Here is a 14,152-nt window from a genome sequence, read left to right on the forward strand (position 1 = left end):
TGGGGCTCCAGGGATACAGGGGGTTGGGTGAAACACTTGCGGGCTCGGGCTCAGAGGTAGTGCACGGTGATGGTGGCGCTGCCGTCGATGTTCATCTCTTGAGCCACGGGCAGGTTCTGCGCCGGGTTGATGTTGGTGTGGACCGCTAAGTCCATGCTCAGGTTTTGTACCGGGACGGGGATGCGTGGTCCTGCCGCGTCGCCGACCGACAGGAAAAAGTCCCACATATCGCTGTCGTCGGCGCTTTGCCAGGTTGTGCCATTGTCCCAGGACATCAGCATGCGCGGCGTGACGCCATCGGCGAGGACCTTGTCGTAGACCAGCGAATAGCCGCCCAGCTTTTTACCGTCGACCAAGCCGATGCCGTAGTTGTAAAAACCGGTTCCGGACTCCTTGCGATTGTCCGTGGGCATTAACGCCAACAGGGTTTTCGCGTCGCAATCAACCATCAGTTGCACGGTGATTGGGCGCAGGTAAGTGTTGGCGGCAGGCTTAAGGTCACCCACCGAAATTTTGCCGTGATCGACGATGCCGGCGTTGGACAAGCTGGGGGTGCAGGCCGCCGGTACAATCAGCCCCTTGACCGTCAGGTCGGTGGTGGAGGCCGCGAGTGCCGGTGTGGCGAAGCCGATCATCAGGCAAGAGCTGAGCAGGCGCGATAGAGGTTTCATGGTGAGCAGGGTCCAGGGTAGGGAGAACGGATCAGGGATTACAGGTAACGCAATTGAACAGTCACGTGACCGTCCAGAGGGACTTCGTCGACCAGGGTCAGGCTGTCGGAACGCGCGATCATGGTGTTGAGGCGCACGTCGGCATCCAGCTCCTGCACGGCGATCGGGGTGAGGCTGCCGGTGGCCGAGGCCACGGCGGTCATCGCGGTGTGACCCAAATAAGTGCCTTCGACCCAGGTGGCGCCGCCATCGGTAGACACGATGGTGCGCACGGCTTCGGTGTCGGCCACCGCTGTAGAAAGCCTCAGGGAGGCGCTGCCGAGTTTTTCGTCGTTGGCCGTCATCCCCAGGCCATGAAACCGGTCCTGAATGGCTGAGGTGCCTTCACGGTTATCCAAGGTGCTCAGGCTGAAAAGTGTCGGCCCGTCACAGCGCACATTCAGGCGCATCACCTGACGCTGCAGGGACGTGTGAGTGTCTGGGTTGAGGTCGCGGGCGGCCACTTTGCCGTGGTCGATCACGCCGCCGCCGGACAGTCTGGGGCTGCAAGCGCTCGGAATAATCAGGCCGGTTACGGCCAAGTCGGTGCTGCTGGCGGCCTCGGTTTGCGACGTCACGCCAATCAGCAAGGTGACCACTAGGGTCGAAGTACGAACATCCATATTCGGTGATGCCTCGGGTTGAGGAAAAAGGGCTTAGAGGTACTTCACTTCAAGGGTGGCGCTGCCATCGATCGGTACTTCGTTGGTCAGGTCCAGTCCTGAGGCGGGCGCGATAAGCGTCGAGACCTTGAGGTCGGCGGTCAGGTCTTTGATCGGGATCGGCGCCCAGTTGCCGCCGGACTGATTGCCAAAGCTGACCAGGTTCAGGGTCGACCAGACATCGCCGCCCATGGCGTCCCAGGTTTTACCGTCGTCGACGGACTTGAGCGTGGTGGCGGCGGCGGTGTCGGCCGAAGCGTTCAGCAGCTCCAGGGTGTAATGGCCCAGCGGCTGATTGCCGTTGATCAGGCCCAGGCCAAAGCCGTTCGGATTCGTGCTGCCGACGCTGTTTTCGATGCCCTTCAAGGCAAACAGGGTTTGCGCGTCACAGTTCACAACCATCTGCAGCGTGCTGGCGGGGAGCAGGGTCTGGTCGGTGGCACTCAGGTCCTTGGCCGAGATTTTTCCATGGTCCACCACGCCACCGCCGGACAGGCCGGGCGTGCAGGCGCTGGGTGTGATCAGTCCGGTGACGGTGAGGTCCACGCTGCTTGCCGCAAAGGTATGCCAAGGGGACGCGGCCATTAAGGTGGCGACAACTACGGTCAGGGTCTTTCTCATTTTTTGATGATTTCCGGTGCAAGGCCGTGGGCATTTCCCCAGGCGATAACGTTCGCGTTCACTGGGAGGCGGGTGTCCGTCCAAGAGGCCTCAAACACCAAGAGAACGAGGGCCCTCGAAGGACGCCGGGGAATTTATCGGGTGCCTGCAATAGGGGAAATACAACAAATACGACAATGGTTCGTGGCGACTCCGGCTGTCAGATAAAGACGTATTTATGCGTAAGGAGGGAATATTTCGTAGTTGTTGCATGGTTAAAAAATAATCCAAAAGAATATTATTTGACTAAATATGTAATCCATTTGAGTTGTTTTTTCGGGTTGTCGCGGCGGCACAGTGCACCTGCGTAATGGCTCATTCCTGGCCGGTCCATTCCGTAACGAGGTCATCATGCAGCCAGGTAGCCCACCCGGTGGGAACGCAGGGTCTGCGTCACTGCCGCTCGGCCCAATGACCTCTGGGCCCAAGGGATTGAGCGTGTTGGTGGTGGAAGATCATCCAGCCTATCGGATGCTGTTGGGGGGGATGCTGCATAAGCTGGGGTTCGACAGGGAAGTGGTGAACGACGGGCAGGCCGCTTTGACGGCGATGACCGACAGGCACTTCGACCTGATCCTCACGGACTGCCAGATGCCGGTCATGGATGGCTATGCCCTGGCCCGTGAGGTACGCCGTCGTGAGCGCCTGGCCCACACCGCGCCGGTGCCGATCATTGCCCTGACCTCGACCCTTGAGGCTGCCCAGATTCATCGCTGCCTGGAGGCCGGCATCAATGCCTGGCTGGTCAAGCCGCTGACCTTGATACAACTGCGCGAAATCCTGACGTTATGGGTGCCCCAGGCGGACACCCAGCGACCCGAGCCGGTTGCTCAAGACGTGCCCATCACCTGGCCCGCCCGCGCGACCCTGATAGAAACCTTTGGCTGTGCGGCAGTGGTAGAGCGCATGGTGGGGTGCTTGTTGGAGGAGGCGCAGGCGGATCTGGCAGCCCTAGACGACGCCCTCCTTAAACAGGATGCGACGGCGACGAGCCGACACTTGCATCGGTTGGTGGGTGGTCTTGCCTTTTTGGGGGCCGGGCAATTGGAGGACCGCGGCGCCCACTTGATCACTGCGGTGGCGTGTGAGGGCGTCGCGGCGAACTCGCGCTCACTTGGGCTTTTATACGCCGACTTGCGGCGTTACCTGCTGCGCCTGGCCGAGCTATGGCCTCAGGTTTAGTGAAGGAAGTTTCCCTCATCTTTGTAGTTCTATTCTGTAGGTGGCGTCTGTTTTTTCTGTGGGCCTAAAGTCGGGTTTCACTGATTGCTGGCTGAGGCCCGGAAACCGCCAATTTCGGCGGTTGTGGCTGAAAGCCATCAGCGCTATTTTGCCCGGACTCAATTGGCGATCCTGGTGGTGCCCATGCTTCGCGTAATTATTGCTGACGATCATCCCATCGTACGTATTGGTCAAAAAGTGGTCATTGAGGCCAACGGAAAGTGCAAAGTCGTGGGGGAGGCCGATGGACCCGATCAATTGCTGGCGCTGGTCCAGCGCACACCCTGCGACGTCTTGGTGACGGATTTTGCCATGCCGGGTAATCAACAGGCGGATGGCTACGGGTTGTTGGGCTTGCTGCATCGACAACACCCCGATTTGCCGGTGATTCTGGTCACCATGTTCGCCAACGTTGCCACGCTGAGGTCCTCGTTCTCCCATGGCGCGCGCGCCATCGTTGCCAAGAGTGCATCGGCCAGGGAACTGCCGCTGGCGATCAAGGCCGTGTGTGAAGGGCACACCTTTGTCAGCGAATGCCTGCGATTGCAACTTGAGGAGGCGGGCGTCGGTGACCAGCAGGGTATGCCGCAGTTGTCCGGCAAGGAGCGCGAGGTGGTACGCATGCTCGCCAGTGGCATGACCGTCAGCCAGATCGCGGCGCGGGTCAACCGCAGTATCTCGACCATCAGCAAGCAGAAAAGCACCGCGATGAGCAGGCTGTGCATTTCCACCGATGTCGATTTGTTCGCCTATGCGCGCAGCAGTGGCATGGTGCCCTGAGGCGGGCTATTTACCCGGCGAATGTCAGTAGCCTTGGCGGCGTTGACGGCTTATCGTGCGCCTACTCTTTTTCCTCACGCGGAGCCTGCCCATGAGTGATGCCCATAACGCCTTGATCAGCGAGTTTTACACGGCCTTTCAGCGCCTGGATGCCGAAGCCATGGCCGCCTGCTACACCGATGATGTGGTGTTCAGCGACCCGGCGTTTGGCGAGCTGCGTGGCCGTGATGCCGGTGATATGTGGCGCATGCTCACCACGCGGGCCAAGGACTTTTCCCTGACGTTCGACCACGTGCGCAGCGACGAGACCACCGGCAGCGCGCACTGGGTGGCGACTTACCTGTTCAGCGCCACCGGCAATACGGTGGTCAACGATATCGGCGCGCGGTTTGTGTTTCGCGACGGCAAGATCTGCGAGCACCACGACCACTTCGACCTGTGGCGTTGGTCGCGCCAGGCGTTGGGTGTGAAGGGGCTGTTGCTGGGCTGGTCACCTGCGTTGAAAAACGCCGTGCGCGCGCAGGCGCTCAAAGGGCTGAGGGCATTCCAGGCCAGTCGTTGATAAGATTGGCACTCTTCTGGTTTGCCGACATTGACCCGTGACTGATATTCCTGAACCCAAGCCCTGGTTCGTCTACCTGGTGCGTGCCGCCAATGGTTCGCTGTATTGCGGCATCAGCAACGACCCGGTACGCCGTTTTGCCTCGCACCAGAGCGGCAAGGGCGCGCGGTTCTTTTTATCCAGCCCTGCCGTGGCGCTGGTGTACACCGAGCAATGCGCGAGCAAGGGCGAGGCGCTGCGCCAGGAACGCTTGATCAAAAAGCTGAAAAAGAGCGCCAAGGAGTGCCTGGCGGCCAGCGGCTCATTGATTTGACTGATGGGTTCCCATCGCCCCCATGCGCGGTTTCGCAGGCTAAGCTAGTGGCTCATCTATTGAGCGGAGCCTGGCATGTCTGAGTTGATCCTGCACCACTACCCGCAGTCCCCCTTCGCTGAAAAAGCCCGCCTGCTGCTGGGCTTCAAAGGCTTGTCCTGGCGCTCGGTGTTTATTCCACCGGTGATGCCCAAGCCTGATCTGACCGCCTTGACCGGTGGCTATCGCAAGACACCGGTGTTGCAGGTCGGCGCCGATATCTACTGCGACACCGCGTTGATCGCCCGGCGCCTGGAGCAGGAGAAGTCCGGGCCGGCGCTGTTTCCGCAGGGTTTGGAACTGGTGACCCAGGGCTTCGCCGCCTGGGCCGATTCGGTGGTGTTTTCCCATGCCGTGGCGCTGGTGTTCCAGCCGGAATCCCTGGCGGTCAAGTTCGCCAAGGTGCCGCCGCACATGCTGCAGGTGCTGGTGGCCGACCGTACCCAACTGTTCAGTGGCGGCACCGCGACCCGGGTGCAATTGGAGGTGGCCAAGCATCAATGGCCGGCGATTGTCGGCCGAATCGACCAGCAGTTGCAGCACCAATCGGGGGATTTCCTGTTCGGCGAGCCGTCGATTGCCGACTTTGCCCTGGCCCATCCGTTGTGGTTCTTCAAAGGCTCTTCGGTGACCGCGCCGCTGGTGGACGCGTATCCCGCCGTCGCCGCCTGGCTCGACCGGGTACTGAGTTTTGGTCATGGCACCGCCAGTGAGATGAGCGCCGAGCACGCCTTGGACGTGGCGCGCAACGCCACCCCAGCGGCGTTGCCCGATGAAGTGTTCGAGGACTTGAATGGCTTCAAGGCCGGCCAGCTGGTGACCCTTTCGGCCACCGACTACGGCACTGACCCCGTGGCCGGTGAGCTGCTGTTTGTCGGGCGTGAAACCCTGATCCTGCGCCGTAGCGATGAGCGCGCGGGCACCGTGCATGTGCATTTCCCACGCATGGGCTTTCGCATTCAGGCGCAATAACGAAAAATATTTGCAAATAAAGGTGAGGTAAATCCACCGCTCAACCGTGTAGTGCTTGAAACTGCGATCTATTCGCATTAACAGCGTTTTCTACACGGGTTCTCACAGCATGAAGTCGACGGCGGGCGGTTGGATAAAACAGTGGCTGGGAGCCTCGGCATTGGCAGTCTCGGGGCTGGCGTTGTTGCCCCTGAGCGTGGCGCAGGCGCAGGAGCAGCAAAGCGCCCAGTTCAACTTTGCCCTGGCAGCCAAGCCGCTGCCCCAGGCCCTGAGCGATTTTAGCCGGGTCACTGGAATCAGCGTGATCTACACCGATGAAGCGCCCTACGGCCTGAGCGCCCCGGCGGTCAGCGGCCAGATGAGCGCAAACCAGGCCCTGCAACGGTTGCTGAGCAACACCGGCTTTACCTTCCGCCAGATCGACGCCCGTACCCTGGCCCTTGAGCCGGTGCCCACCGACGGCGCGGTGAACCTCGGCGCCACCACGATCAGCGGCGTTGGCCAGCAGGCCCAGGACAGCACCAGCTACCAGCCACCGCCCACCAGTTCGGTGATGCGCTCGGGTGGCTTGCTGCTGGAAACCCCGCAGACTGTCAACGTCGTGCCCGCCCAAGTGCTGCGCGACCAGACCCCGCGCAACCTGGATGACGCCCTGGGCAACATCAGTGGCATCACCCAGGCCAACACCCTGGCCAGCACCCAGGACGCGGTGATGCTGCGTGGCTTTGGCGACAACCGCAACGGTTCGATCATGCGCGATGGCATGCCGATCGTGCAGGGGCGTGCGTTGAACGCTACGGCGGAGCGGGTCGAAGTCCTCAAGGGGCCAGCATCCTTGCTGTACGGCATCCAGGACCCGGGCGGCGTGGTGAATATCGTCAGCAAAAAGCCTGAGCTGGTCCAGTCCACCGCCCTGACCGTGCGCGGCTCCACCTTCGGTGATGGCAAGAACGGTAGCGGCGGCAGCCTAGACACCACCGGCCCGATTGGCGACAGCGGCCTGGCCTATCGGCTGATCGTCGACCATGAAGACGAGGATTACTGGCGCAACTTCGGTACCCACCGCGAGAGCCTGATCGCGCCGTCGCTGGCCTGGTATGGCGACACCACCAAGCTGTTGTTCGCCTACGAGCACCGCGAGTTTCTCACGCCGTTTGACCGTGGCACCGCCATCGACAAGTCCAACCACCCGTTGGACATCCCGGCCACCCGTCGGCTGGATGAACCCTTCAACAACATGGAAGGGCGGTCCGACCTGTACCGCTTTGAAGCCGATCACGACCTCAACGATGACTGGAAGGCCCATTTCGGCTACAGCTGGAACCGCGAAACCTACGACGCCAGCCAAGTGCGTGTGAGTGCGGTGAATGACAACGGCACCCTGACCCGCAGAATGGACGGCACCCAGGGCGCGATCACCACCGACCGTTTCACCACGGCCAGCCTGGAAGGCAAGGTCAAGCTGCTGGGCATGCAACATGACCTGGTGTTCGGCCTGGATGACGAATACCGCAAGATCTACCGCGCCGACCTGATTCGCCAGGGCTCGCGGGGCACCTTCAACTACAACAACCCGGTGTACGGCAATGAAGTGGCGGGCACTACCGTCAGCGCCGTCGACAGCGCCCAGACCGACCTGCTGCGCAGCGACTCGCTGTTCTTCCAGGATGCCATCCACCTCAACGACCAGTGGATTTTTGTCGCCGGTGCGCGCTATCAGATGTACGACCAATACGCCGGCAAGGGCGTACCGTTCAAGGCCAACACCAACGGCAACGGCCAGGCCTGGGTGCCGCGTGCGGGCCTGGTGTATCGCTACACCGATGAATTGTCGTTCTATGGCAGCTACACCGAGTCGTTCAAACCCAACTCCACCATCGCCGCCTTGAACGATGGCAGCACCTTGACTGGCGACCTCACGCCTGAGGAATCCAAGTCCTGGGAACTGGGGGCCAAGCTCGACATCCCTGGGCGCATCACCGCCAGCGCGGCGCTGTTCACCATCGACAAGCGCAATGTGCTGGTGTCGGTCGGTTCCGGCGCGAATACGATCTACAGCATTGCCGGCCAGGTGCGCTCACGCGGCCTTGAACTGGACGCCACCGGCCAATTGACCGACAAGTGGAGCGTGATCGGCAGTTATGCCTACACCGACGCCGAAGACATCAAGGACAACGACCCGACGCTGGAGGGCAACCGCCTGCAGAACGTGGCCAAGCACACCGGCTCGCTGTCGGTGGCCTACGACTTTGGCAACGTCTTTGGTGGCGACCAGCTGCGCGTGGGGACCGGCGCACGGTATGTCGGCGAGCGCGCCGGCGATGCGGCCAACGACTTCAACTTGCCGGGTTATACCGTGGCGGACGCATTTGCTACCTACGACACTAAAATTGATGGGCAGAAGGTCAAGTTCCAACTCAACGTGAAGAACATGTTTGATCGCGTCTACTACACCTCGGCAGCCAGCCGGCTGTTTGTGTCCATGGGCGATGCGCGACAGGTATCGGTGTCGAGCACCCTGGAATTCTAAAGTAGGACATGACGCCTTGTGGCAAGCCCGCTCGCCACAGGGGGAGGGAGCTGGTAGCGTTGCCGCCACTGACAGCTTTGCGGACAACGCTACTGATGTACTTTGGAAAATGCTTACACACCCGCGGCATGCTGGTTGGCTTGAGCCTTTTGCTGGGGGGCTGCGCGAGTGTTTCCCAGACCTCCACCCCAGGCACCCTCGATCACCTGATGGCCGACCCGGCGCTCAACGGCGCCACTGTCTCCCTGATGGTGCGTGACGCCCGCAGCGGCAGCACGCTCTACCAACACAACCCGCGAACACGGGTCATTCCTGCGTCCAACCTCAAATTGCTCACCACTGCGGCGGCGATGGATGTGCTGGGGCCGCAATACCGGTTTTCCACTCAACTGCTGGGTAACGGCACCCAGCAGGGCGAGCGCCTCAGCGGCAACCTCTATTTGCGCGGCTTGGGCGACCCGACCACGCAATTCGCCGACTACCAGGCATTGGCGGCACAACTGGCGGGGCAGGGTGTGCGCCAGGTCCAAGGCGATCTTGTCTTCGACGACACCTGGTTCGACGCCGAACGGCTGGGCGTGGACTGGGCCCAGGACGATGAAAGCACCTACTACGGCGCGCAGATTTCGGCGCTGACCGTGTCACCCAACGCGGATTTTGATGCGGGCACGTTACTCGTCACGGCGAAGGCGCCCATCGCGGTTGGCCAGCCGGTGAGCGTGGTGGTGAGCCCGTCCACCGATTATGTGCAATTGAGCAACCGCGCGGTCAGCGGTCCCGGTAACACCTACGGCATCACCCGCCAGCACGGCACCAACCTGCTGCAACTCACGGGTGCGCTGGCGCCAGGCAAACAAAGCCGGCAGTGGGTGAGCGTGTGGGAGCCGACGCAACTGGTGGCCAATCTGTTTGAGCAGGCGTTGGCGCAGCAGGGCATCCAGGTACTGGGCCGACGCGTGATCGGTGGTACAAGCCCAGCGACGGCCAGGGTGCTGGCCGAGCATCAATCGGCACCGCTGCAGGAACTGATCACGCCGCTGCTCAAACTGTCGAACAACAACATGTCCGAGGCGTTGCTCAAGGCCATGGGGCGCAAGACAGCCAACGCGGGTACGGCGCAGGCCGGTGTCGCGGCAGTTGCGGATTTCATGCGGCGCCAGGGTTTGGACCCGATGACGCTGAGCCAGGTGGACGGTTCGGGTCTGTCGCGGCGTAACTGGGTGTCGTCGCAGAACCTGACCGACCTGCTGCTGGCCGCAGCCAAGCAGCCCTGGTTCGAAGCCTGGTACAACGCCTTGCCGATCGCCGGTGACCCCGACCGCATGACCGGCGGCAGCCTGCGCTACCGCCTGCGCGGCACGGCGGCGCAAAACAACCTGCACGCCAAGACCGGCTCCATGGCGGGGGTTTCCTCGTTGAGCGGCTACATCACCGACGCCGATGGCCGACGCCTGGTGTTTTCAATGATCAGCAATAACTATGTGAGTGACGCCACGCCCATCCGTGCGCTGGAAAACCGCGTGGCACTGGCACTGAGCCAATGGCACGACTAGCTCAGGGCTGATACCCCATCCGCCAACTCACGGCCTGGGTCGCCGCCAGCAAGCGCTGCGCCGCCGGGCCGTCTTCATCGGCGTGGAACAACGAGGTGGGGCCGACCACGGTCATCACCGCCGCCACTTGGCCGACAGCGTTGAACACCGGCGCCGACAACGCATCGACGCCGGGCATCAGCAAACCATGCACAAAGTGCAGGCCACGGCGGCGGATCTGTTCGCAGGCGGTCGCGTAAGCCTGGTCGTCCGCCAGGGCATGGGCGATGCCGGCCTGGATCTCGCGTTCACGCAGCTCTACGGTTTCCCGCGACGGCAGGAACGCACTGAACACCAACCCGGTGGACGAACTGAGCAGCGGCAACACCGAACCCAACTGCGTGACCACCGTCACCGCACGCACCGCCGGTTCGATCTGCACCACGGTCGCGCCCTGGTTACCCCACACCGCCAGGAAGCAGGTTTCATTCAATTCATCGCGCAACTCCGCCAGGGGCATCGCGCCGACCTTGAGCACGTCCATGCTGCCCAGCGCCGCCAGGCCCACACGCAAGGCTTCGCGGCCCAGGCCATAGTGATTGGTGGCGGTGTTCTGTTCGGCGAAACCTGAGGCGATCAGCGCCTGCAGGTAGCGGTGCACCTTGCTGGCCGGCATTTGCACGTGCTCGGCCAGGCGTGAAAGCGAGGTCGCCGGTGACAGTTCGGCCAGGGCCTTGAGGATGTCGGTGCCCACTTCGGCCGAGCGGACTTTCTGTTTACCGGTGTCGCGGGGCTTTTCCATGGAGGGGCGAGAATCCGAGAGATGAATGGGCGTCTTTATAGCTTGACGGTCGTTAGTGATCAAATTACGTTATGCGTAACTGGATTACGATAAAAACAACTTCCGTACAGAGGATGATCCATGAACCTCGAATACCTGTCGGGCTTCGGCAATGAGTTCGCCAGCGAAGCCCTGGTCGGCGCACTGCCGGTCGGCCAGAACTCCCCACAAAAAGCGCCCTATGGGCTGTACACCGAACTGTTCTCCGGCACGGCGTTCACCATGGCGCGCAGTGAAGCCCGGCGCACCTGGCTGTACCGCATTCAGCCGTCGGCCAATCACCCAGCGTTTATCAAGCTTGAACGGCAGTTGGTCGGTGGGCCGTTGGGGGCGGTGACGCCGAATCGCTTGCGCTGGAACCCGTTGGATATTCCAAGTGAGCCGACTGACTTTGTCGATGGGCTTGTAGGGATGGTCGCTAATTCCGGGTCGGAAAAACCCTCGGGCATCAGCATCTACAACTACCGCGCCAATCGTTCGATGGAGCGGGTGTTCTTCAATGCCGATGGCGAATGGTTGATCGTTCCCGAACAGGGCCGTCTGCGTATCGCGACTGAATTGGGCGTGCTGGAAGTCGAGCCGCTGGAAATCATCGTGCTGCCGCGCGGCCTCAAATTCCGCGTCGAACTGCTGGATGCGCAAGCGCGCGGCTACGTCGCCGAGAACCACGGTGCCCCACTGCGCCTGCCGGACCTGGGGCCCATCGGCAGCAACGGCCTGGCCAACCCGCGCGACTTCCTGACCCCGGTCGCCCACTACGAAGACCTGAAACAACCGACAACGCTGGTACAGAAATTCCTCGGCGAACTCTGGGCTTGCGAGCTGGATCATTCCCCGCTCAATGTGGTCGCCTGGCACGGCAACAACGTGCCGTACAAATACGACCTGCGCCGCTTCAACACGATAGGCACCGTGAGCTTCGACCACCCGGACCCGTCGATCTTCACGGTATTGACCTCGCCCACCAGCACCCACGGCCTGGCCAACCTCGACTTCGTGATCTTTCCGCCGCGCTGGATGGTGGCCGAGAACACCTTCCGTCCGCCGTGGTTCCATCGCAACCTGATGAACGAATACATGGGCCTGATCCAAGGAGCCTACGACGCCAAGGCCGAAGGCTTCGTGCCCGGCGGCGCGTCGCTGCACAGCTGCATGAGCGCCCACGGCCCGGACGGCGAAACCTGCACCAAGGCCATCAACGTGGCGCTGGCGCCGCACAAGATCGATAACACCATGGCCTTTATGTTCGAGACCAGCCAAGTGCTGCGCCCGACCCAGTTCGCCTTGGACTGCCCGCAACTGCAAAACACTTATGACGCGTGCTGGGCCTCGTTGCCCGCCACCTTCAACCCGAACCGGAGATAAACCCATGACGCAGCCAACACTCACCCGCAGCTGGGTGGCCTCCGCGAATGGTCACACCGATTTTCCGCTGCAGAACCTGCCGTTGGGCGTGTTCAGCGTCAACGGCTCCGCACCGCGCGCTGGCGTGGCGATTGGGGACTCGATCCTGGACCTGCACGCCGCGATCGATGCGTTCGACGGTGACGCCCGTCGCGCCGTCGAGGCGACCGCTGGTGGCCAACTGAACGCCTTCTTCGAACTGGGCCGTGGCCCGCGCGTGGCCTTGCGCGAGCGCTTGCTGACGTTGTTGGCCGAAGGCAGCACACTGCAGGCGCGTGAAGCGCAGGTGTTGCACCGTGCTGCCGATTGCCAGATGCACGTACCGGCGCGGATCAATGACTACACCGACTTCTACGTCGGTATCGAGCACGCGCAGAACGTCGGCAAACTGTTCCGCCCCGACAACCCTCTGCTGCCCAACTACAAGTACGTGCCGATTGGCTACCACGGTCGCGCGTCGACCATCCGTCCCTCGGGCACCGATGTGCGCCGCCCCAAGGGCCAGACCTTGCCCGCCGGCCAGGCCGAACCGATCTTCGGTCCGTGTGCACGCCTGGACTACGAGTTGGAACTGGGCGTCTGGATCGGCCAGGGCAATGAGATGGGCGATTCGATTGCCATTGGTGACGCGGCTGAACATATCGCCGGTTTCTGCCTGCTCAATGACTGGTCGGCACGGGATATCCAGGCCTGGGAGTACCAGCCGCTGGGGCCGTTCCTGTCGAAAAGCTTTATCACCACCATTTCACCGTGGGTAGTGACGGTCGAGGCACTTGAACCGTTCCGCACAGCGCAACCGGCGCGGCCTGAAGGTGACCCGCAGCCGCTGTCGTACCTGCTGGACCAACGCGACCAGGCAGCGGGTGCCCTGGATATCGAATTGGAAGTCCTGCTGACCACGGCCGCCATGCGTGAGCAAAACCTGCCGGCCTATCGCCTGGCCTTGAGCAACAGCCTGCATATGTACTGGACCGCCGCGCAATTGGTCGCGCACCACAGCGTCAACGGTTGCCAGCTGCAGGCCGGTGACCTGTTGGGTACGGGGACTTTGTCGGGGCCGCAAGCCGGTCAGTTCGGCAGCCTGTTGGAAATGACCGACGGCGGCAAAAAGGCCGTCGAATTGCCCTCCGGCGAGGTGCGCAAGTTCCTCGAAGACGGCGATGAAGTCATCCTGCGCGCTCGCTGCAGTCGTGAAGGATTTGCCTCTATCGGCTTCGGCGAATGCCGCGGCACTGTGGTCGCGGCGCGCTAGAAGGAGAGGGGGATGGAACTCTATACCTACTACCGTTCCACCGCGTCGTACCGGGTTCGCATCGCCTTGGCGCTCAAGGGCCTGGATTTCACTGCCGTGCCGGTCAACCTGCTGGTGCCGGCGGGCGGTGCCAATCGCCAACCCGAGTATTTGGCGATCAACCCGCAAGGACGTGTGCCTGCCTTGCGCACCGATGAGGGTGAGCTGTTGATCCAGTCGCTGGCGATCATCGAATACCTGGAGGAGCGTTATCCACAGGTGCCGTTGCTCTCCAACGACCTTGCGGCCCGTGCCCATGCGCGTGCGGTGGCGTCGATCATCGGCTGCGATATTCACCCGCTGCACAACTCCAGTACCCAGAACCTGCTGCGTCAGTGGGGGCATGACGAGGCAAAGGTGCTGGAATGGATTGGCCATTGGATCAGCCAGGGATTGGGCGCGGTGGAACAATTGATCGGCGATCAGGGGTATTGCTTCGGCGACCAGTCGGGGCTGGCCGACGCGTTCCTGATTCCGCAGTTGTATGCGGCCGAGCGCTTCAAGGTGCCATTGGCGGCGTACCCGCGCATCGGACGGGTGGCGGCGTTGGCGGCACAGCATCCAGCATTTGTGCAGGCACACCCCGCCAATCAACCTGACACGCCTTAGGACCCAATGTGGGAGGGGGCAAAAAA

Annotated in this window: 14 protein-coding genes; 10 read left to right on the forward strand and 4 right to left on the reverse strand. The window is 62.0% G+C overall.

The genetic code is table 11. The features are described 5' to 3' along the window. Nucleotides 1-50 precede the first annotated feature (50 nt). From QCBJ_RS22410 to QCBJ_RS22420, 3 genes are read right to left on the reverse strand one after another with little or no spacing between them, the layout of a single operon-like run. On the reverse strand, nt 51-671 hold the full coding sequence (locus QCBJ_RS22410; protein ID WP_102061617.1) for a DUF1120 domain-containing protein: 621 nt from the start codon (nt 669-671) through the stop codon (nt 51-53). A gap of 38 nt (nt 672-709) precedes the next feature. Then, complete coding sequence (locus tag QCBJ_RS22415) at nt 710-1,333, reverse strand: DUF1120 domain-containing protein (protein ID WP_102061618.1); 624 nt, start codon at nt 1,331-1,333, stop codon at nt 710-712. 33 nt (nt 1,334-1,366) lie between these two features. After that, the gene (locus tag QCBJ_RS22420) at nt 1,367-1,993 is read right to left on the reverse strand and encodes a DUF1120 domain-containing protein (protein ID WP_102061619.1); all 627 of its coding nucleotides are present in this window, start codon (nt 1,991-1,993) and stop codon (nt 1,367-1,369) included. A 390-nt stretch (nt 1,994-2,383) separates the two neighbouring features. On the opposite strand from QCBJ_RS22420, the gene QCBJ_RS22425 reads away from it, so the two are divergent. The 7 genes from QCBJ_RS22425 to dacB all read left to right on the forward strand — a co-directional run bounded on the left by QCBJ_RS22425 (nt 2,384) and on the right by dacB (nt 10,002). Continuing rightward, nucleotides 2,384-3,214 carry a response regulator gene (locus QCBJ_RS22425; RefSeq protein WP_102061620.1) on the forward strand — a complete coding sequence of 277 codons (831 nt, stop codon included), beginning with the start codon at nt 2,384-2,386 and terminating at the stop codon, nt 3,212-3,214. Between the two features lie 183 nt (nt 3,215-3,397). Continuing rightward, nucleotides 3,398-4,033 (forward strand): response regulator transcription factor, encoded by a 636-nt coding sequence (locus QCBJ_RS22430; protein WP_012722361.1) that lies wholly within the window; start codon nt 3,398-3,400, stop codon nt 4,031-4,033. 91 nt (nt 4,034-4,124) lie between these two features. Continuing rightward, nucleotides 4,125-4,595 (forward strand): nuclear transport factor 2 family protein, encoded by a 471-nt coding sequence (locus QCBJ_RS22435; protein WP_012722362.1) that lies wholly within the window; start codon nt 4,125-4,127, stop codon nt 4,593-4,595. Between the two features lie 37 nt (nt 4,596-4,632). Beyond that, nucleotides 4,633-4,908, forward strand: coding sequence for a GIY-YIG nuclease family protein (locus QCBJ_RS22440; RefSeq protein WP_012722363.1), 276 nt, complete (start codon nt 4,633-4,635; stop codon nt 4,906-4,908). Between the two features lie 75 nt (nt 4,909-4,983). Beyond that, complete coding sequence (locus QCBJ_RS22445) at nt 4,984-5,919, forward strand: glutathione S-transferase family protein (RefSeq protein ID WP_102061621.1); 936 nt, start codon at nt 4,984-4,986, stop codon at nt 5,917-5,919. A gap of 109 nt (nt 5,920-6,028) precedes the next feature. Further along, complete coding sequence (locus tag QCBJ_RS22450) at nt 6,029-8,449, forward strand: TonB-dependent receptor (RefSeq protein WP_102061622.1); 2,421 nt, start codon at nt 6,029-6,031, stop codon at nt 8,447-8,449. Nucleotides 8,450-8,544: 95 nt separating this feature from the next. Beyond that, nucleotides 8,545-10,002: a D-alanyl-D-alanine carboxypeptidase/D-alanyl-D-alanine-endopeptidase gene (gene dacB / locus QCBJ_RS22455; protein ID WP_102061623.1), complete on the forward strand. Its 1,458-nt coding sequence runs from the start codon at nt 8,545-8,547 to the stop codon at nt 10,000-10,002. Nucleotide 10,003: 1 nt separating this feature from the next. Here dacB and QCBJ_RS22460 read toward each other — a convergent pair whose 3' ends face one another. Further along, the gene (locus QCBJ_RS22460; RefSeq protein WP_046034370.1) at nt 10,004-10,783 is read right to left on the reverse strand and encodes an IclR family transcriptional regulator; all 780 of its coding nucleotides are present in this window, start codon (nt 10,781-10,783) and stop codon (nt 10,004-10,006) included. A gap of 120 nt (nt 10,784-10,903) precedes the next feature. Between QCBJ_RS22460 and hmgA the strand changes: the two genes are divergently transcribed. The 3 genes from hmgA to maiA are packed head-to-tail and all read left to right on the forward strand — an operon-like array spanning nt 10,904 to nt 14,126. Continuing rightward, entirely contained in the window at nt 10,904-12,187 is a 1,284-nt protein-coding gene (gene hmgA, locus QCBJ_RS22465; RefSeq protein ID WP_012722368.1) for a homogentisate 1,2-dioxygenase, read from the forward strand. Nucleotides 12,188-12,191: 4 nt separating this feature from the next. Then, the gene (gene fahA, locus QCBJ_RS22470; protein WP_102061624.1) at nt 12,192-13,478 is read left to right on the forward strand and encodes a fumarylacetoacetase; all 1,287 of its coding nucleotides are present in this window, start codon (nt 12,192-12,194) and stop codon (nt 13,476-13,478) included. Nucleotides 13,479-13,490: 12 nt separating this feature from the next. Next, nucleotides 13,491-14,126, forward strand: coding sequence for a maleylacetoacetate isomerase (maiA, locus tag QCBJ_RS22475; protein WP_102061625.1), 636 nt, complete (start codon nt 13,491-13,493; stop codon nt 14,124-14,126). Nucleotides 14,127-14,152: the final 26 nt, after the last annotated feature.

The organism is Pseudomonas sp. QC2, from assembly GCF_002859085.1.
Classification (GTDB): domain Bacteria; phylum Pseudomonadota; class Gammaproteobacteria; order Pseudomonadales; family Pseudomonadaceae; genus Aquipseudomonas; species Aquipseudomonas petroselini.

Bases quoted from the DNA above. Each gene is read 5' to 3' on its own strand.
- QCBJ_RS22410 (WP_102061617.1), bottom strand. From the start codon at position 671: ATGAAACCTCTATCGCGCCTGCTCAGCTCTTGCCTGATGATCGGCTTC.
- QCBJ_RS22415 (WP_102061618.1), bottom strand. From the start codon at position 1,333: ATGGATGTTCGTACTTCGACCCTAGTGGTCACCTTGCTGATTGGCGTG.
- QCBJ_RS22420 (WP_102061619.1), bottom strand. From the start codon at position 1,993: ATGAGAAAGACCCTGACCGTAGTTGTCGCCACCTTAATGGCCGCGTCC.
- QCBJ_RS22425 (WP_102061620.1), top strand. From the start codon at position 2,384: ATGCAGCCAGGTAGCCCACCCGGTGGGAACGCAGGGTCTGCGTCACTG.
- QCBJ_RS22430 (WP_012722361.1), top strand. From the start codon at position 3,398: ATGCTTCGCGTAATTATTGCTGACGATCATCCCATCGTACGTATTGGT.
- QCBJ_RS22435 (WP_012722362.1), top strand. From the start codon at position 4,125: ATGAGTGATGCCCATAACGCCTTGATCAGCGAGTTTTACACGGCCTTT.
- QCBJ_RS22445 (WP_102061621.1), top strand. From the start codon at position 4,984: ATGTCTGAGTTGATCCTGCACCACTACCCGCAGTCCCCCTTCGCTGAA.
- QCBJ_RS22450 (WP_102061622.1), top strand. From the start codon at position 6,029: ATGAAGTCGACGGCGGGCGGTTGGATAAAACAGTGGCTGGGAGCCTCG.
- dacB (WP_102061623.1), top strand. From the start codon at position 8,545: ATGTACTTTGGAAAATGCTTACACACCCGCGGCATGCTGGTTGGCTTG.
- QCBJ_RS22460 (WP_046034370.1), bottom strand. From the start codon at position 10,783: ATGGAAAAGCCCCGCGACACCGGTAAACAGAAAGTCCGCTCGGCCGAA.
- hmgA (WP_012722368.1), top strand. From the start codon at position 10,904: ATGAACCTCGAATACCTGTCGGGCTTCGGCAATGAGTTCGCCAGCGAA.
- fahA (WP_102061624.1), top strand. From the start codon at position 12,192: ATGACGCAGCCAACACTCACCCGCAGCTGGGTGGCCTCCGCGAATGGT.
- maiA (WP_102061625.1), top strand. From the start codon at position 13,491: ATGGAACTCTATACCTACTACCGTTCCACCGCGTCGTACCGGGTTCGC.